The sequence below is a fragment of the Mycobacterium sp. Dal123C01 genome (assembly GCF_052566995.1).
Map to the genome: position 1 here is coordinate 2,626,963 of NZ_CP199580.1, position 18,268 is coordinate 2,645,230.

An 18,268-nucleotide genomic window follows, 5' to 3' on the forward strand; every position below is an offset into this window, starting at 1 on the left:
GGAAAGGACAGCAGTGAAGCGATTCGGAGCCGTACTGGCATCCCTATTGAGTGTCGCGTTCACCGCCAATGGCTACCGGCCGTTGTCCAAGGGTGGATACGGCTCGGTGTTCGCATTCGCCTATGGCGTGTTCGCTTCGGAACTTCCACTCCAAGCCCTCGGCGTCCAGGTCACCGCGCTGGCGGCGCTGTCGCGCCGGCTGCCGCCACGGCTCCGCCGATTTAGTTGGCTGCTGACGGCGGTGTCCGGATTGGGGCTGCTCGGCCTGCGTCAACTCGGGCACCGGGCCAACGAACCGCTGACGGCCGCGCTGGATGCCGGCTTGGGTCCGGACCGCCGCACGGAATCGGGCGACCTGTGGAAGCGGCCCGCGCCCGACGGCGCGACCGCGAAGAAACCGGGCGCGGCACGCATGCTGCGGGTTTACCGCGACTACGCGCACGACGGCGACATCAGTTATGGAGAGTTCGGGTCGAGGAACCATCTCGACATCTGGCGGCGGCCCGACCTCGATCGCAACGGCCGGGCGCCGGTGTTGCTGCAGATTCCCGGCGGTGCCTGGATGACGGGAAACAAACGCGGACAGGCGCATCCGTTGATGAGCCATCTGGCCGAGCTGGGCTGGATCTGCGTCGCGATTAACTACCGGCTCAGCCCGCGGTCCACCTGGCCCGATCACATCGTCGACGTCAAACGTGCGATCGCCTGGACGAAGGAACACATCGCCGAGTACGGCGGTGATCCGGACTGGATCGCGATCACCGGCGGCTCGGCCGGCGGTCATCTGACTTCGCTGGCGGCACTGACCCCCAACGATCCACGGTTTCAGCCCGGCTTCGAGGACGCCGACACCCGGGTGGATGTGGCGGTGCCGTTCTACGGCGTCTACGACTTCACCGCAACCGGCAGCGCGATACAGCCGCTGATGGCACCGATGGTGGCCAAGAACGTCTTCAAGCTGAGTCGCGGTGACATCGCCGAGCCGTTTCGTCAGGCCTCGCCGATCAGCCACGTGCATCCAGACGCTCCACCGTTTTTCGTGCTGCACGGCACCAACGACTCGTTGGTTCCGGTCGAACAGGCCCGCAGCTTCACGGCCCGACTTCGCGAGGTCAGCCGCCAGCCCGTGGTCTATGCCGAGTTGCCGTGGGCGCAGCACGCTTTCGATATCTTCGGCTCTGCCCGCGCGGCACACGCCGCGGTCGCGGTCGAGCAGTTCCTCGCCGAAATGTATGTGCGCCGCGACCGGCAAGTGTCAACAGCGTCCGCTTAAAGACTTCGCATGCCGGCGAACATCAGGAGACACCCGGCGGCGGCCAGCAGGCTGGCGACCTCGACGCGCCGGCGCGACCGGATCCAGATTTGCAGCGCGACCATCCAGGCACGCGTCTGCTGGGGCGCCAGCACGTAGGCCAGGAGCGGGATCTCCACGAGCGCGAACGCCACGACGTGAAACATCAGTAACGCGCCGAACTGTGTCATGGCGGCAGTGCCGGAGGCCACGATGGCGGCCAGCGCCGCCAGATAGTCCACGGATGGCAGCGCGATCCCAAGACCGGCCACCCCTGCCACCCACAGCGAACGCCCGTGCAGTAGCCGCCGGGAGAACCTGCCCAAGCCGTGATGCTCGCGGAGGTCCGACTCGTCCGCGGCTCTGCGTTTGAAGCGGCCGACCTTGTCTCGGAGCGCGACCTGTGCACTCAGCACGACGGCGACAAGCAGCGCCATGCCGCCGATCAGGATTTGGAGTTTCGGCAACGTGATGTGCGACGAACTGAGCAGTCTGCGCTGAAGCCCGAACACGACGGCCAGCCCCACGGTCATGCCCATCGCGAAGCCGCCGCAGAGAAATGCGAACAGCTGCAGCATCGGCCTGGGGCGGTTCAGCATCAACACCGTCATGCCGATCCGGAACGGCTCGACGCTCATGGCGAAGGCCATTACCAGGATGGTGATCCACATATCAGGGTTGGGCGCAGGTCCGCTGATACTCCTGTGCCCAGCTCGGCGTCTCGGTGACATACGAGTTCTGCATGAGCGTTACGTTACCGTCTGGTGTGCGGACGGGCGTGTTCCGCCCCGGTGCGGCTAGGTGGTTACGCCCCAATGGAATACGCGTGACGTCAGCAGGACGATGCCCAGCGAGACCGACGCGACGACTGTGAGTCCTATCACAGCCACGACAAGCGGTCGCCATCCGGTGCGCGCGATTTGGCGGATATCGGTGTTGAGCCCGACGCCGGCGAAGGTGAGCAGAAACGCCCACTTCGACACGTTCGCCAGGTTGGCGGTTTGTCCCTTCGTCAGCCAGCCGGCGGTCGCGATCGCCGACACCGCCAGGAAGCCCAGCACGAACTTCGGAAACTTCTGCCAGATGAACGCTGCCTTGGCCTTTGCGCCCGGCGCGATTTCATCGGCCTCTCCACGCGCGGCCCAATACAGCGCGAAGCCGAGGACGACAAACCCGATCAGCGCGTTGCGGGTCGACTTGACCAGCACCGCGATCTTGCCGGCATGGTCGGAGAACAGGTAGCCGGTGGCGGTGGTCTCGGCGGTGTTGTCGACGGAAAGGCCCGCCCACAGACCGAATTCGTGGTCGGTGAGCCCGATTGCATGTCCCAACGGCGGCAACACAAACAGCGAGACCGCGCCCAATGCCAGGATTGCCGCAATGGCGTAGCTGACGTCGGAGTTGCGCGCACGGATCGCGCCCTTGGCCGCCACGATCGCCGACACCCCGCAAATAGATGTGCCGATCGCCAATAGCGAGCCCAGTTTGCCCGACAACCCGAAAGCCCGTGCAACGACGATGATGACGGTTCCCGCGATCGTCATGTCCACCAGAATCTGGACCAGGCTGACGGCGCCGAGCTTGGCGACATCGCCGAGCACAAAACGCGCTCCCAGCACCACGATCCCGACCTTGAGCCAGAACTCGTAGGTCTGCACACCCGGCCGAAATATCCGGTGCAGGCCGATGGTGTTGGTGATGAGCAGCCCAATCACGATGGCCCACAACACGTATTCGATATCGGGCACCCGCCAGTGTTCGTGCTTGGCCAAGGTGTTCCACCAGATCTGGGCGTATTTGCCCAGCAGGCCGACAGCGATCAGCAGCAGAACGCCGGGCACGTAGTCCAGCGGTTGCCTACTGGTGAAGGCCGCTTCGTCCAGTGTCTCTTCGGGCTCGATGCGAGTGGTACTCACGCGATCACCACGGAATTTTCGGAAGCGCATTGGCCACCGCCAACGCGGTGATCACACCGGCAACCAGCGTCGCCCACCAGTCCACCGTTATCGAGCCGACCCGCTCGCGCCAATCACTCACGCACGAATATTTGCGTGCCTGGCGCCGCAGACCAAGTGATTGGATCGTGGTGAATCTAGGTGACGGGCCGATATGGGCTGCGCTGGTTGAGCAACTCGATGACCTCGGCGGCGAGATCGTCGATGTTGGCGTTGGTGTTTTCGAGTACGAGGTCCGGGTTTTCGGGTGGCTCGTAGGGTGCGTCGACACCGGTCAGCCCCTTGAGCTCGCCCCTGCGGGCACGCGCGTAGAGGCCTTTGGGGTCACGCTTTTCGCATTCGGCGAGCGAGGTGGCGACGTGCACCTCGATGAACGGCAGCTTGGCGGCATCGTTGAGGGCGCGCGCGGTCTCGCGATCCGACCTGAGTGGTGACACCAGCGAGGCCAGCGCGACCACTCCCGCGTCGGCCAAAAGCCGAGTCAAATGGCCTACCCGCCTGATGTTTTCGGTTCGGTCGCCGGGGGAGAAGCCCAAGTCGTCGGACAGCCCGTGGCGTAAATTGTCACCGTCGAGCAGGTAGGCGGTCCGCCCCGATTCGACGAGCGCACGCTCCACAGCCACCGCGATCGTCGACTTGCCGGATGCGGGCAGGCCGGTAAACCAGATTGTCGCTCCCGACTGCCCGGTGGCCCGCCACCGGTGGCTACGGTCCAGCGCTGACGGATGCCAGCGGATGTCGGTGCGCGCGTGGGTACCCGGTTTGACCTCCCGCGCCTCGATGATGGTGCCGGCGCCGACGGTGTCGTTGGTGGTCTCGTCGATCAGGATGAATGCGCCACTGTCGCGATTGTCGGCGTAAGGGTCGGCGATGATGATCGAGCTCGTTCGCAGGGTCACGGTGCCGATGTCGTTGAGCGTCAGCTCAACCGGCTGATCGAGCTCATCGAGCGTCTCGGGATCCAGCCGCGAGTGCAGCTCCTGGACCGTCGTCCGCACGGTCCGGGTGGTCTGCTTGAGTGCCAGGCGGTCGCCGGCCCGCAGCGGGGTGTCGATGAACCAGCAGACGGTCGCGTCGAGTTCCCGGGCCAGCACCGGCGCAACCGCGTCCTCGGCGCCGCTGACGAAGACGTCGCCGCGACCCACGTCGATGTCATCGGCCAGTTCGATCGAAACCGACAGCGGCGCAACACCCGTCGTGCGCTCTTCGTCGAGGGTGTCCAGCACGGTCACCGTCGAGCGGGTGCCGGCGGGCAATGACACCACCGGGTCGCCGACGCTGAGCGTGCCCGCCGCGAGCCGCCCGGTGTAGCGGCGGCGCTGATCTTCGGTAAGCCGCGACACCCACTGCACCGGCAGCCGCAACCGCGACGCCTCGGCCTGTGGCGCGGCCAACTCGACGCCTTCCAGGTACTCGAGCAACGTGGGGCCGTCGTACCAGGGCGTGCGGTCGGAGCGGTGCACGACGTTGTCCCCGTGTTTGGCCGCAATCGGGATCACCGCGATGTCCACGTTGCCAAGGCGCGCCGCCAGCTGGCCCAGCTCGTCTTCTACTTTGGTGAACGCGGCCTCGTCGAAGTCGACCAAGTCGATCTTGTTGACCGTGGCGACAAAGTGCTTGATGCCCAACAACTTTGCGATCCGCGCATGCCTGCGTGTCTGGCGCAGCACTCCGGCGCGGGCATCGACCAGCAGGATCGCCACGTGTGCGTTGGACGCGCCGGTGAACATGTTGCGGGTGTAGCGCTCGTGGCCGGGGGTGTCGGCCAGGATGTAGCTGCGCGCCTCGGTGGAAAAGAACCGGTAGGCGACGTCGATCGTGATGCCCTGTTCGCGCTCGGCGCGCAGACCGTCGGACAGTGCCGCGAGGTCGGCGACGCCCTCGTCGTCAGTCACGGCTTCCAGGTGGTCCAGCGGCAGGCTGTCGGTGTCGTGCATCAACCGACCGATCAGGGTGCTCTTGCCGTCGTCCACCGAGCCCGCGGTGGTGATGCGCAGCAGCTGCCGCGTTATGCCCTTGGGGGGCAGGGTCTTTGCGGTGTCTTCCGTGGTGGTCATCAGAAGTAGCCCTCTCGCTTGCGGTCTTCCATTGCGGCGGCTGAGGTGCGGTCGTCGGCGCGCGTCTCGCCGCGCTCGGACACCGTCGCGGCCGAGATCTCGGTGATCACTCCGGCGATTTCGGTGGCGTTCGAGCGCACCGCACCGGTGATGGTCAGGTCGCCGACGGTGCGGTACCGCACCCATTCCGTTGCCGAGGTTTCGCCGTCTTGCGGACTGGCGTACTCCGACACCGCCAGCAGGATACCGTCGCGCTCGAACACCTCCCGCTCGTGGGCGAAGTAAATCGACGGTATTTCAAGGTCTTCCAGCTCGATGTAGCGCCACACGTCGATCTCGGTCCAGTTGCTCAGCGGGAAGACCCGCACCTGCTCACCCTTTTTGATCCGGCCGTTGTAAAGCGTCCACGGCTCTGGGCGCTGAGCCCGGGGATCCCACTGACCGAACTCGTCGCGAAAGCTCAGGATCCGCTCCTTGGCGCGGGCCCGCTCCTCGTCGCGGCGGGCACCGCCGAAGGCCGCGTCGAAGCCACCGGCCTCCAGCGCGTCGAGCAGCGTGCGGGTCTGCGCGCGGTTGCGCGACGCTCCTGCACCGGGATCGGGAACGCGGCCATTGTCGATGGACTCCTGCACCGACGCGACAATCAGTTTGTGCCCCTCACCGGTGACCCTGCGGTCGCGGAATTCGATCACCTCGTCAAAGTTGTGGTCGGTATCGACGTGCATCACCGGAAACGGCAGAGGCAGTGGACGAAATGCCTTCTCCGCCAGTCGAAGTAACACGATCGAGTCTTTGCCGGCCGAAAACAGCAGGACGGGTCGCTCCAGCTCGGCGACGACCTCCCGGATGATGTGCACCGCCTCGGCTTCCAGCAGCCGCAGTTCGTCGACACGCCGTTCTTCGGTGGGCGCGGTCACGGTCATGTGGGTAACCCCTCTCGTTCGGCGTCCGCCCGGTAGCGGTCCACCCACTCGTCGGAACGCTTGTCCGCTTGACGCTCGAGCACCGGCCGGGGCGCCAGCTGCGGGTCGAGCCCCAGCCCCTCGAGGACAGTGCCCACCACCTGAGTCAGATTGCGCCACAACACCGGATAGGGAACTTCCAGCGGTTTGACGTCTTCCTCGGCGAACCAGGCTTGCCAGCCCTTCTCCTGGTCGCGCAGCATCGTGACGACGTGCGCGATGGCCCCGGCGTGATAGGTGGCACGCGCGTCGCGGGCCGGCTCGGGCCTGCCCCGCCACACCCGCGTCTGCACCGCTCTCCAGAACGACACCGCCTGGGAGACCACATCGGGCCGGTGGATGTGAATGAGCAGTGGTTCCTCGCCGACGACATCTCGGATCGCGGACAGCAGGCCGGTGCCCGACCGATCGGGCAGACCGCTGGCCCGCTGCAACAGCAGCGGCGTCTGGTTCCACATCAGCTTGCCGCCCCAAACGCCGTTTGGTGTTCTGCCGACGGTGCGGATGTAGTCGCGCCAGATCTCGGCCGGCGCGAGGTCCGGCTTCCCTTCGTCCAGCGGATCGAGCAGGCTCAGAATCGAATCGTCCTCGAGGCCGGCGAACCACTCGCGCGGCTGTGGGGATTGGCTGGTGGTCGGCAGATACTGAAAGAACTCCTGAGGCTCGCCGGCCACGCCGGTCGCGCGCAGCGATTCGACGAGCAGGGTGCTGCCGCTGCGCTGGGAAGCCAGCACCAGATAGGACGACGGATTTTCTCCCACCAGCAAAGCCTAGCTGCCCGAAAATCGCTCGCAACATGGGAATTTGCATTCACGCTGAGGATAATTAGTGCGCGAATCTGAAGCCGCCGAGCCTTAAAACGGCGGCGGTTGATTGCGCTCGGCGACGTGGGCGGCGTTAAGCGCTCGTTGGGTGTCGATGCGGCGGACGCGGTCTTGCTGTCGGGTTCGCGGCGGATCGGCATCATAACGTTGCGATTGCCGAGCCACTGGTATTGGGTTGGCGCAGTGGCTGATTCGCCGGTACGCAGACACAGCGCGGGAAACAGCAGGCTCGGACGGGTGGTGTAGGTCTGCCCGGTCGGCGAGGTCCTGACAACAGTTCTGTCGGGCCGTTGTTCATCGTGCCAACCCGTCCAGAACGTCTTCAGAAGGTGATGTTTGCGAAATGCCGAAATAGCCTTCAGCCGCCGAACCCCGACGACGCACCGGATGGCGGAGAAAGCGATCCGCAAATGGTCGCGCGGCGGCACTGCGGCGGGCAATACATGACCAGGTCTGGTCGCTGGACCGTGGAAAGCGTTACCTTTGTAACACGTCGCCGTCGTTCGCCGAAGTTGTCTGTGACTCTTGGCAAATTGGAGGCATGGTCTGGGCAGGCGCCCTATCGACGTACGCGGCTTCACCTGCGCCCATCGCGGATCCGGTGGACGCGCGGCATGGATAGGCGGACCAGCCGGTGAAAAGTTGGAATAAATGTGGAAAACCCTCGATGTTGTGCCCGCATCGCAGTAATGTTCGACCCCGCCAATTCCTCGCTGGTCAGGGGAATTCCTCGCCAGGGCATGACGTATCGATGATGGCGTGTTGGGAACACGAGTGAAGGTAGTCAATGAATAAAATCTGGCTCGTTCCGATAATGGTATCTAACGCAATTTTTATTTTCCCGTCCCCGAGGGCCAATGCCGGTTTGTGTGATTATCCAGCTGTCCTCACCGGAGCAAACGCTTTCCTTGCCAACGGGGCTTACTGTGATTGGCCTACTGAAATCAATGGATCACATATGCACTGTGAGGGCGGTGGCGTGGGTGTTGACGTTGGCGGGGCTTTTGCCGGGGGTTCCACTCTCGGCCTGGGCGGGCTGGGTGTCGGCGGTGTCAGTTGCACATGGCGGTGCCCCGACAACAGCATGGCACCGGCACCAAATCCCCCTGGCGCTTGGAAATGGTATATGGTTGCTGTTCCGAATGCGTGCAAAGATCATATGGAACCGGCTGGATTTTCGAGTGCACCCGTTCTTCCCGGTGAAGGTTTGCCAGTCCCGGCGCCACCTCCCGCAGCGGTAGGAGGACCGGTTTCACCGCCGTTAGGACCAGAGACAGAGCGTCCTTAACCCATATTGGTCACGCCATTGACGAAGTCGAATTCGCAGTCGGGCGGATCGGGTAGGGCGGCTGTTTATTGTCTGGCCCGATGGCGGGGTCGACCTGGACGCTGAGCAAGCGGCGTCTCCGCGCCGGAATTTGACCTCTGGCCTGCGCGATCCACCTCAAGCGCAACCTAGGTTCAAGAAGCTTCAGGACACTTTGCTCTACGTCCCGGCGAGAAGCTTAGTGGCACCGCGCGAATTGGTTTTCGCAATACATTCCAACAGCATCCGAGCCCCCTGATGGCCCGCCTTCGTCTCTCGGATCCACAGACAGTGCCGGAGTCGACGTCACTAATTGATCGAGTAGCCCCGGCATCGGCGTCCCAAAACCGTCTGAATCCGCGTGCGCTACGCCGGTGCCGCCCGTAAGAACCATGACACTTACCGCTGCGACCAGAAGTCCCCGAGCGCACATATGAGTTTTCATCGTCGCCCTCTCTGGCGGTCGCCGGATCACTGGATTACCAACAGGGACAAATTCTACCGGTCTGGCAACGAAGTGAGTGCGGAATCTCTGGTCCACCCCGGTAGCGCCACCGGTCCCCCCCAGGATTCCGCACCCATATCCCATAACGGTTACGAACGCACAACGACTTTGGCGGGGCGACGAGCCAATTTCGCAACGGGAATCGGGTTGTACGTACGGTATCGCACGTGTGGCGGAGAGCCGTGGTCGTTCGTCGTGCTGGGATCCTCGCGTTCTGCGTGGTCATGTCAGCCACGATGGCGCCTCCAGCGGCTGCTGATCCCGACTCTGAAACTGCCGCTGCTGGTGCGGTGGCATCGGACGCCGGGCAGGTGCCCTCGGCCGATCCGGTAACCTTCACGACCCCCGAAGGCTGGACCCTGGACCTCGGGGCGAAGGACGAGTCGCAAGTTCCCGTGGCGCCGTTGACCACTGCGGTCTCTTCTCGCGAATACCTCTCCCGCGGGACATTCGCCGCTTCGGTGGATGGTCTGGAACAGCCTCGCGGCGTCCTCGAGGTGGGTTACGAGATCGGCTGCGGAATCGACATGAGCACGTCCAACGGCGTCACCCTCGCGGGCAGCGCCGGCATCAACCCCGGCCTCGGACTGTCGGGCCTGCTCACCGGTGTGCCGGGAATTGTGCCGTTGGTTACCACGCCGATCAACGGCGTGATCACCGTGGGCCTCAAGCCCGGCATCATCGTCGTGGTGCCGGTGGTCAGGAAAGAGTTCAAGGGTCCACATCCCCGGGTCATAATCACAGGCTTCCACGTCAAAATTGACGGATGCGTGGGTCAGTCGTTCATCCGCTCCTACGCGACTCTGACTCAAGTGACCGATGAATCCGATGTAGTGCTGTCCTACGTCGGTGTCACCAAATCCGTCTGAGGGCTCGCCCGACGTGTAGGAACAACACCACCGCCGGAGCTAGATGTGACCGGGCATACCGCCCATGTCCGATGGCATCGCGACCGGTGGCGGCGCAATCGGCTCTACCGGCGGTGCTATCGGAGGCGGCGCTATCGGTTCTACCGGCGGTGGCGCTATCGGAGGTGGAGCAATTGGCGGCGGAGCGATCGGTTCTACCGGAGGCGCAGGCGGGGCGATTGGCGGCGGCGGAGCGATCGGTGGCGCGGGCGGCAGGAACGGGCTTCCCACACACGCCGCATCCGCGGGATTGGACATGCACTGCGGATCGAGTGGGCCGGTGGGAGGTCCGGGGGGTGCGGGAGGTGCGGGCGGACCCACCCAATATGGACCGCCCTGACACGCGGCGTACCCGGGATTCTGCAAGCATCGGGGGTCATCCGGACCGGTGGGCAAATCGGCGGGGAAGAGCGCAACCGGCGTACCGAGCGCGCGGGTAACGCTGGGCGTCGCGTTGGCGGGTACTCCCGCGGGCGCTATTGCAATAATTGCCACGGCCACAGCCAGTTTCGTGTACCTGCTGCAGACACCCGAACGGTTCATCTGTCCCCCTCTTGAGTGCGGCCCCCCAGCCGATATCGCGTTACCGCTCATTGGACAATCGCACCCCGGTAAGCGCAGGTCAAGACCCAACACCGGCCAACAACCGGGCTATGTCCGTTCCAACACCCGCAGCCCCAGCGAAAACAGCAGTCGCACTTCGGGATCGGCCAGTGAGGTGGACAACAGCTTCTCGATCCGCCGCACCCGGTAGCGCACCGTGTTCGGATGGACTTGCAGTGACTGTGCGGCCGCCGCGACGTCGCCGAAGCTGTCCAGGTAGACCCGAAGAGTCGCGGCCAGCGCCGGGTCCTGCGCCCGCAGGTCGCGTATGCGCGGATCGACCAACCGCTCGTCGGTGCCGACCACCGTGACGATCTCGTCAAGCAAGACGGTGGTCCGCGCTTCTGCCAGCGATGTTACTTGTCCGATCGAAATCGGGTGTCGCTCAGCACTATCGAGCACGCGATCGACCTCGCTGCGCGCCGCCGCGACGCCGGTCAGGTCGGCGACCGGCGCGGCGATGGCGGCCCGCAGTTCGACGCCGAGTTCGGTGCGCAGTGCGCTGATCGTGCCGCGGACCCACGACGTCACCGACCGGGCCGTCGAGGTCTGCGGCAGCAGTACATAGATTCGCGAGCCGTGCGATGCGACCTGAGCGTCTCGGCGAAAAGCGCTGGCGCTCAATGCCAAAACGTCGCCCAGCCTCGGGTGACGGGGCCCGGTGTCGGCTGCGTCCCAGCCGATCAGCGCGGCACCACCGTCGGCGGCCAGGCCAAGCTCGCGGGCGATCCCGGCCACGTCGGCCGGTGCCGTGGTTGCGTCCGGGTCGGTCAGCCCGAGCAGTTGTTGCACCCGTCGCGCATGCGTTGACGGCCGGGCCGCCAGCCGGAACATGATCCGGGCGGCCAGCACCGCCGCACCTCGCAACATCTCCTCGGCGTCGTCGGCCAGCGGCGCCGATCCTTGCTGCACCCAGATGGTGCCGGCGAACACCGGCGGTCGCCGCGGTCCGGCCGGCGGCTGATAAATCCCGATCGCCAGCCGCGGACGCAGGCCCAACTCCGGACGCTCGTCAACGCGTACCACCTCGCCGCTGGCTCGCAGCGCGTCGAAAATGCCCCATTGTCCGATCCACTCCAGATGCTCGGGCGGCCCGGCCCGGCCCAGGATGGAAAGTCGGCGCAGCTCGTCGGCTTCGTCGTTGGAGGCCGAGTAGGCGAGCACGTGCGACTGAGCGTTTTCGATGCTGACCATGCCGTGAATGCGGTCGGCCAGCGACTGCGCCAAGCCGAACAGATCGGTGCCGGAGTCTTCCGTCGGGTCGGCGCGATCCCCGTGGTGCTCCAAGACGTGGTTGACCAATTGGTAGAGCCGCTCCCAGCGGGCCTGTGGCTCCACGGCCACCACCGCCGACCCGATCGCGACCGCCCTGGTCACCAGCTCGTTCGACGGCTCCTTGGCGAAGATCGCCACCGGGGCACGCTCGCGTGCCTGCTTGTCGATCCACTGCAGCGCCTCGTCGTCGCTGACGCCCAGCAGGAAGAAGACATCGGCGGAGCCCGCTGCCGCCGCCAGGCCCAGGCGGACGTCGTCGGAATCGATCAACGCTGCCGACCCCACCGGCAGGTCCAGGCCGCGCGGGGCGTCCACCAGGCTGACCAGCGTCGCATCCAGCGCGAGGAGCAGCTGGCCCAATCCAACCCCCGGCACCCGCATATTGTCGGATCTTACTATGACACCCGCTTCATCTTGTCCGATCAGCTAACAGAATGAGGGGCCGCGCCGAGGATCCTGGCACCATGGACGCGATCACCCAGGTGCCAATGCCGGTCAACGAGCCGATTCACGACTATGCGCCGCACTCGCCGGAACGTGCCCGGCTGCGTGCCGAACTGACCTCGCTGGCCGACCATCCGATCGACCTCCCGCATGTCATCGGCGGTAAACACCGAATGGGCGACGGTGAGCGCATCGATGTCGTCCAGCCGCACCGGCACGCCGCCACGCTGGGCACGTTGACCAACGCCGGGCACGCCGACGCGGCTTCGGCCATCGAGGCCGCGATGGCCGCGAAGAGCGAGTGGGCGGCCCTGCCGTTCGACGAGCGCGCCGCGGTATTCCTGCGGGCCGCCGACCTGCTCGCGGGTCCGTGGCGGGAGAAGATCGCCGCCGCGACGATGCTCGGCCAATCCAAGTCCGCCTACCAGGCCGAGATCGATTCCCCGTGCGAGCAGATCGACTTCTGGCGGTTCAACGTGGCCTTCGCCCGTCAGATCCTGGCGCAACAGCCGGTCAGCGGACCGGGGGAGTGGAACCGCAGCGAGTACCGTCCGCTGGACGGCTTTGTGTACGCGATCACGCCGTTCAACTTCACCTCGATTGCGGGCAACCTGCCGACGGCGCCCGCGCTGATGGGCAACACCGTGGTGTGGAAGCCGTCGGTCACCCAGACGCTGTCGGCGTATCTGACCATGCAGCTGCTCGAGGCGGCCGGATTGCCGCCCGGGGTGATCAACCTGGTCACCGGCGACGGCCTGGCGGTTTCCGATGTGGCACTGGCAGATCCGCGGCTGGCCGGCATTCACTTCACTGGATCGACGGCCACCTTCCAGCACCTGTGGCAGCAGGTGGGCACCAATATCAGCCGCTACCACAGCTATCCGCGGCTGGTCGGCGAGACCGGCGGCAAAGACTTCGTGGTCGCGCACGCCTCGGCACGCCCGGATGTGCTGTGCACGGCGCTGATTCGCGGGGCGTTCGACTACCAGGGCCAGAAATGCTCGGCGGCATCGAGGGCATTTATCCCGCATTCGGTGTGGCAGCACATGGGTGACGACTTCCTGGGCGCGACGGCCGAACTGAGCTACGGCGATATCACCGATCTGAGGAACTACGGCGGCGCACTGATCGACCGGCGGGCCTTCGCCAAGAACGTCAACGCCATCGAGCGGGCGAAGGGCGCGGCGGCTGTCACGATCGCGGTCGGGGGCGAATACGACGACAGTGTCGGCTATTTCGTCCGTCCGACCGTCCTGCTGTCCGACGACCCGACCGACGAAGCATTCTCGACCGAGTACTTCGGCCCGCTGCTGTCGGTGCACGTCTACCCCGACGATCAATACGAACGAATCCTCGACGTCATCGACTCCGGGTCGCGCTACGCGCTGACCGGCGCCGTCATCGCCGACGACCGCCAGGCCGTGCTCACCGCGCAGGACCGGTTGCGGTTCGCGGCCGGCAACTTCTACGTCAACGACAAGCCGACCGGGGCCGTCGTCGGGCGCCAGCCGTTCGGGGGTTCGCGGGGCTCGGGCACCAACGACAAGGCCGGCTCGGTGCTGAATCTGTTGCGCTGGACGTCGGCGCGCACCATCAAGGAGACGTTCGTCCCGGCTACCCAGCACACCTACCCGCACATGGGATCCGACTGATGGCCGGCGTATTCGCCAACACCCTTCGGCCGGCCATCATGGCCGCCAGCCGGCGGGAAGGGTTGCGCCGCGCTGCCGAGGGGCTGCCGGTCACCCGTCGGGTGGTGCACCGATTTGTTCCCGGCGAGACGATCGACTCTGCGCTGAATAGTGTTGCTGCGCTGCGTGAATCGACCCGACTGGTCAGCATCGACTATTTGGGCGAGGACGTCTGTAATGCCGGCGACGCCGACGCGGCCGTGCGGACCTACCTGGACCTGATCGAGAAGTTGGGCCGCCTCGGCGATCCCGCGGGCAACGCTATCCGGCCGCTGGAGGTCTCGGTCAAGTTGTCGGCGCTGGGGCAGTCGCTGGAGCGCGACGGATGCAAGATCGCCCGGGAGAACGCCTGGTCGATCTGCGATGCCGCGCAACGGGCCGGTGTGTGGGTGACGGTGGACGCCGAGAACCACACCACGACCGATTCGACGCTGTCCATCGTCCGTGACCTGCGGGTCGAATTCGGTTGGCTGGGCACGGTTTTGCAAGCCTATCTGCGGCGCACGCTGGGCGATTGCGAAGAATTCGCAGCTTCTGGTGCGCGGATCCGGCTCTGTAAGGGTGCCTACGACGAGCCGGCATCGGTGGCCTACCGAGGTCCAGACGAGGTCACCGATTCCTATCTGGCCTGCCTGCGGGTGCTGATGGCGGGGTCGGGGTATCCGATGGTGGCCTCGCACGACCCGGCGATCATCGATGCCGTCCCCGATATGGTGCGCGAATCAGGCCGTAGGGCCGGAGATTTCGAGTACCAGATGCTATACGGCATCCGCGACGATGAACAGCGGCGACTGGCCGACGCCGGTAACCAGGTGCGGGTGTACGTGCCGTTCGGCACGCAGTGGTACGGATACTTCATGCGCAGGCTCGCCGAACGCCCCGCCAACCTGACCTTCTTCCTGCGGGCGCTGGCGCAGCGCGGTCATTGAGCGTGCGTTGGCGGCGTCGAGTGTGCATTCACGGCGTCGGGTGTGCGCCCATGGTGGGAAAATCGGCCGAATCCCACCCTAGCGGCACACTGAAAGCCGCCAGCGCACACTGAAAGCCGCCAGCGCACAATGAAAGCCGCTGACTACGCGCGGCGGGGCCGCGGCCGATCGCTGGCGAATCCGCGCACCACATGGGCGCTGACGAACTCGGTGACGACGTCGGCATTGTCCATATCCCGGATCGGTGATGGTGTGCTGAACAACGAGAACAGGATGCGCGCGAACCATTCCCCGGCGGCTTCGATGTCGAGATCTTTGCGGACCTCACCGGTCAGCTTGGCCGCGGACAGATAGGGCGCGAGGAACTCCACACTTTCCCGCAGCAACACGGCCGCGTCCTTGGTGAGCAGCAGACTGACGGCGTCTTCGTCAAAGTACTTCTCCGAGGAGATGACCCGGCGCGCCTGAGTCACGAACACCGCGGCCGAACACAGCTTGTCCTCGAGGGTGCTGCCCCGGTCCATCGCTTTCGCCATCTCGCGATAGAACTGCTGCGAGGCGTGCTCGGCGCATGCTTCGAGAATGGCGGCCTTGTCACTGAAGTATTCGTAGATGGTGCTGCGAGATACCCCGGCCCGCTTGGCGATATCGACGATCGTTGCTTTCTGCAAGCCCTGCTTGCCGAAACACGCGAACGCGGACTCCACGATGAGTTCGCGGGTATCTGTTGCCTGGGGCAACGCAGAAGCCTGGGTCATGGCCCTCCCCTCTAGGACGCGCTTACCCGGCCGGCGCCAGAATCAGGCCACTGGTGGGCACTCCGGTGCCCGAGGTGACCAACAGGTGCTCGACGTTGTCGACCTGGTTGTACGAGGTTCCGCGGATCTGGCGCACGCCCTCGGTGATGCCGTTCATCCCGTGGATGTAGGCCTCGCCGAGCAGCCCGCCGTTGGTGTTGATCGGGAATTCCCCACCCAGCGACAGTCGTTCGACGGTGGCGAAGTCCTTGGCTTCGCCGCGCCCGCAGAACCCGAGTTCTTCGAGCTGGGTGAACACGAAGGGCGTGAAATGGTCGTAGATAAAGGCGGTTTGGATGTCTTGGGGCTTGAGGCCCGAGTCCCGCCACAGCCGGTCGGCGACCACACCCATCTCCGGGAGCCCGGTGATGTCGTTGCGGTAGTAGCTGGTCATCATTTCACCATTGGCGGCCGCACCCTGCGCGGCGGCGGCGATGATCGCCGGCGGTTGCTTCAGGTCGCGGGCGCGTTCGGCGCTGGTCACCACCAGCGCGACACCGCCGTCGCTTTCCTGACAGCAATCCAGCAGTCGCAGTACGGGTTCGACGATCCAGCGCGAATTCTGGTGGTCTTCCAGGGTGATCGGGCGCTGATAGAACCAGGCGTCGGGGTTGGTGGCCGCGTGGGTGCGGTCGACGACGGCGATCCGGCCGAAGTCCTCGTTGGTCACACCGTAGGTCGACATGTAGCGCTGGGCGTGCATCGCGACCCACGCTGCGGGAGTGAGCAATCCGAAGGGCGCGTAGTGCGCCATGAACAGCGGGGTCTCGGCCATGCTGCGCCCGCTTCCGCCGAACCGGAACCCGGAGCGTTCGTTGAAGGCGCGCCAGCACACCACCACATCGGCGACGCCCGTCGCGACCGCCATCGCCGCATGCACCACCGTGCCGGCCGCCGCGCCACCGCCGTGATGCACCCGGGAAAAGAAGCTCAGGTCGCCGATGCCCACATTTCGGGCGATGTCGATCTCGTCACTGGAGTCCATCGTGAAGGTGACCATGCCGTCGACGTCGCCGGGCGCCAGGCCGGCGTCGTCGAGCGCGGCGCTGACCGCCTCGCACGCCAATTGCAGTTCGCTGCGCCCGGATTCCTTGGAGAACTCGGTCTGGCCGATCCCAACGATGGCGCAGTTGCCGGGCAGCGAGCTACTCATGCGCCGGCCCCGTCGAGCAGGCTGAGGATCGCGGTGCCAAAGACATGATCGCCAAGGCTGTTGGAGCCCCTGAAGCTAACCTCGACGAAGTTCTCCCCGGCCGTCCCTTCGGTCTTGGCCGTCACGCTGCCGGTGAAGCGCAGCGGGTCATCGGGGAAGCACGGGACGCCGAGGCGAATCGACAGGTTCTTGACCATCGCTTCGGGGCCCGCCCAGTCGGTGAGGAAACGAACGCAATACCCGTTGGTCGTCAGGATGTTCATGAACAGGTTGGGCGAGCCCTGCTTCTTGGCGTAGTCGACATCGTGGTGCACCGGCATGAAGTCCCGTGAGGCGATCGCGCCGGCGACGATCATCGTTGTGGTGATCGGGATGTCGAGCGGGCTGACCTCGTCGCCGACGTTGATGTCGGCCCACTTCAAGGTGGTGGTGCGGTGTGCGGTCGTCGTCATCGGTTTCCTTCTCCATAGGTGCTGCCGATACCGGCCAGCTGCGCGGTGGCCGAACCAAGAGTGAGCTCGTTGTGCTTGGCCCAGAGGAAATAGCGGTGCAGGGGATAGGTGATGTCGATCCCGATGCCGCCGTGCACATGCTGAGTGGTGGCGGCCACGCGAGCACCGGCTTCGGCGGCCCAGAACTTCGCGATGCGCGCTGCCCGGTGTGCCTCTGTCAAGGGGCGTCCGTTCGCGATCAGCCAGGCCGCGTGCCAGGTGGTCCATCGGATCGCTTCGACATCGATGAAGGCGTCGGCAAGCCGCTGCTGCACCGCCTGAAAGCTGCCGATTGGACGACCGAATTGCTCACGCCCGGTGGTGTATTCCGCGGCGATCTTCAAGGCCCGGTCCACCACGCCCAGCTGGATCGCGCACAGCCCGACTAGCGCCCGGGTGTAGAGCGCGGAGATCGGGCCGTCGAGCCGGTCTTGCGCGGAAACGACTGCACCATCGAGGAATACGTCGGCGTGCGGCTGGTGGTCGGTGGTTGGTACCGGCCGGATCTCCACGCCGTGGGCATCACAGGGCAGCAGGAACAGGCTCACATCACCGTCGCCGGTGGTGGCGGGCACCACCACGGTGTCGGCGAGCTGGGCGGCCGGCACCAGCTCTTTGGCCCCGTCCAGCCGCCAGTTCGGCCCGTCGCGAAGGGCTTTGGTGGAGGGGTTCAGCGGGTCGGAGCGGCCAGGTTCCTGCAGTCCGGCGCTCAGGATGCGGGATCCGGCGATGACGCCGGGGAGGAACCGTTGCTGAAGCTCGCGACTTCCGTGCCGCGCGATCGGGTCTGCGCCCAGCACCAAGGTCGCGTAGGCCGGCACCGGAGCCACACTGAACCCCACCTCGGCCAGCAGCACCGCGAGTTCCACGAAGCCACCGCCATTCCCGCCCACCGATTCCGGCGATCCGGTGCCCAGCAGGTCGGCGGCCGCGAGCTCTTTCCAGAGCGCGGCGTCGTAGCCGGTCTCGCCGGCTTCGAGTTCGGTGAGTCGCTCGGGGGTGGCGCGGCGTTCCAGGAGTTCGCGCGCCAGCTTGCGGATGGTCTCTTGTTCTTCGGTGAAGGTGAAGTCCATGATT

14 protein-coding genes are annotated in these 18,268 nt (G+C 65.5%); 4 read left to right on the forward strand and 10 right to left on the reverse strand.

Annotated elements, in window-relative coordinates:
• Nucleotides 1-13: 13 nt before the first annotated feature.
• The gene (locus tag ACTXG5_RS12655) at nucleotides 14-1,273 is read left to right on the forward strand and encodes an alpha/beta hydrolase fold domain-containing protein (RefSeq protein ID WP_445163968.1); all 1,260 of its coding nucleotides are present in this window, start codon (nucleotides 14-16) and stop codon (nucleotides 1,271-1,273) included.
• On the opposite strand, the gene ACTXG5_RS12660 is transcribed toward ACTXG5_RS12655, so the two are convergent.
• The 5 genes from ACTXG5_RS12660 to stf0 form a co-directional block, all read right to left on the reverse strand.
• Nucleotides 1,270-1,962 carry a GAP family protein gene (locus ACTXG5_RS12660; RefSeq protein WP_445163969.1) on the reverse strand — a complete coding sequence of 231 codons (693 nt, stop codon included), beginning with the start codon at nucleotides 1,960-1,962 and terminating at the stop codon, nucleotides 1,270-1,272. The genes ACTXG5_RS12655 and ACTXG5_RS12660 overlap by 4 nt on opposite strands.
• Before the next feature lie 126 nt (nucleotides 1,963-2,088).
• The gene (locus ACTXG5_RS12665; RefSeq protein ID WP_445163970.1) at nucleotides 2,089-3,237 is read right to left on the reverse strand and encodes a YeiH family protein; all 1,149 of its coding nucleotides are present in this window, start codon (nucleotides 3,235-3,237) and stop codon (nucleotides 2,089-2,091) included.
• Between the two features lie 146 nt (nucleotides 3,238-3,383).
• Nucleotides 3,384-5,303, reverse strand: a complete 1,920-nt coding sequence (gene cysC / locus ACTXG5_RS12670; RefSeq protein WP_445163971.1) for an adenylyl-sulfate kinase — start codon at nucleotides 5,301-5,303, stop codon at nucleotides 3,384-3,386.
• The gene (gene cysD / locus ACTXG5_RS12675) at nucleotides 5,303-6,226 is read right to left on the reverse strand and encodes a sulfate adenylyltransferase subunit CysD (RefSeq protein ID WP_445163972.1); all 924 of its coding nucleotides are present in this window, start codon (nucleotides 6,224-6,226) and stop codon (nucleotides 5,303-5,305) included. Before cysD ends, cysC begins: the two co-directional genes overlap by 1 nt.
• Nucleotides 6,223-7,026, reverse strand: a complete 804-nt coding sequence (gene stf0, locus ACTXG5_RS12680; RefSeq protein ID WP_445163973.1) for a trehalose 2-sulfotransferase — start codon at nucleotides 7,024-7,026, stop codon at nucleotides 6,223-6,225. Before stf0 ends, cysD begins: the two co-directional genes overlap by 4 nt.
• A 2,056-nt stretch (nucleotides 7,027-9,082) precedes the next feature.
• Here stf0 and ACTXG5_RS12685 point away from each other — a divergent pair.
• Nucleotides 9,083-9,769 carry an MspA family porin gene (locus tag ACTXG5_RS12685; protein WP_445164393.1) on the forward strand — a complete coding sequence of 229 codons (687 nt, stop codon included), beginning with the start codon at nucleotides 9,083-9,085 and terminating at the stop codon, nucleotides 9,767-9,769.
• 690 nt (nucleotides 9,770-10,459) lie between these two features.
• On the opposite strand, the gene ACTXG5_RS12690 is transcribed toward ACTXG5_RS12685, so the two are convergent.
• The gene (locus tag ACTXG5_RS12690) at nucleotides 10,460-12,067 is read right to left on the reverse strand and encodes a PucR family transcriptional regulator (protein WP_445163974.1); all 1,608 of its coding nucleotides are present in this window, start codon (nucleotides 12,065-12,067) and stop codon (nucleotides 10,460-10,462) included.
• Nucleotides 12,068-12,150: 83 nt separating this feature from the next.
• Between ACTXG5_RS12690 and pruA the strand changes: the two genes are divergently transcribed.
• On the forward strand, nucleotides 12,151-13,782 hold the full coding sequence (gene pruA, locus ACTXG5_RS12695; protein ID WP_445163975.1) for an L-glutamate gamma-semialdehyde dehydrogenase: 1,632 nt from the start codon (nucleotides 12,151-12,153) through the stop codon (nucleotides 13,780-13,782).
• Complete coding sequence (locus ACTXG5_RS12700; RefSeq protein ID WP_445163976.1) at nucleotides 13,782-14,750, forward strand: proline dehydrogenase family protein; 969 nt, start codon at nucleotides 13,782-13,784, stop codon at nucleotides 14,748-14,750. Before pruA ends, ACTXG5_RS12700 begins: the two co-directional genes overlap by 1 nt.
• Before the next feature lie 143 nt (nucleotides 14,751-14,893).
• Here ACTXG5_RS12700 and ACTXG5_RS12705 read toward each other — a convergent pair whose 3' ends face one another.
• Genes ACTXG5_RS12705 through ACTXG5_RS12720 form a run of 4 tightly spaced genes read right to left on the reverse strand, consistent with a single transcriptional unit; the run spans nucleotide 14,894 to nucleotide 18,264 of the window.
• On the reverse strand, nucleotides 14,894-15,508 hold the full coding sequence (locus ACTXG5_RS12705; RefSeq protein ID WP_445163977.1) for a TetR/AcrR family transcriptional regulator: 615 nt from the start codon (nucleotides 15,506-15,508) through the stop codon (nucleotides 14,894-14,896).
• Nucleotides 15,509-15,530: 22 nt separating this feature from the next.
• Nucleotides 15,531-16,700 (reverse strand): lipid-transfer protein, encoded by a 1,170-nt coding sequence (locus ACTXG5_RS12710; protein WP_445163978.1) that lies wholly within the window; start codon nucleotides 16,698-16,700, stop codon nucleotides 15,531-15,533.
• Nucleotides 16,697-17,152 carry a MaoC family dehydratase gene (locus ACTXG5_RS12715; RefSeq protein WP_445163979.1) on the reverse strand — a complete coding sequence of 152 codons (456 nt, stop codon included), beginning with the start codon at nucleotides 17,150-17,152 and terminating at the stop codon, nucleotides 16,697-16,699. The genes ACTXG5_RS12710 and ACTXG5_RS12715 overlap by 4 nt, the downstream gene beginning before the upstream one ends.
• Nucleotides 17,149-18,264 (reverse strand): acyl-CoA dehydrogenase family protein, encoded by a 1,116-nt coding sequence (locus ACTXG5_RS12720; RefSeq protein ID WP_445163980.1) that lies wholly within the window; start codon nucleotides 18,262-18,264, stop codon nucleotides 17,149-17,151. The genes ACTXG5_RS12715 and ACTXG5_RS12720 overlap by 4 nt, the downstream gene beginning before the upstream one ends.
• Nucleotides 18,265-18,268 lie beyond the last annotated feature (4 nt).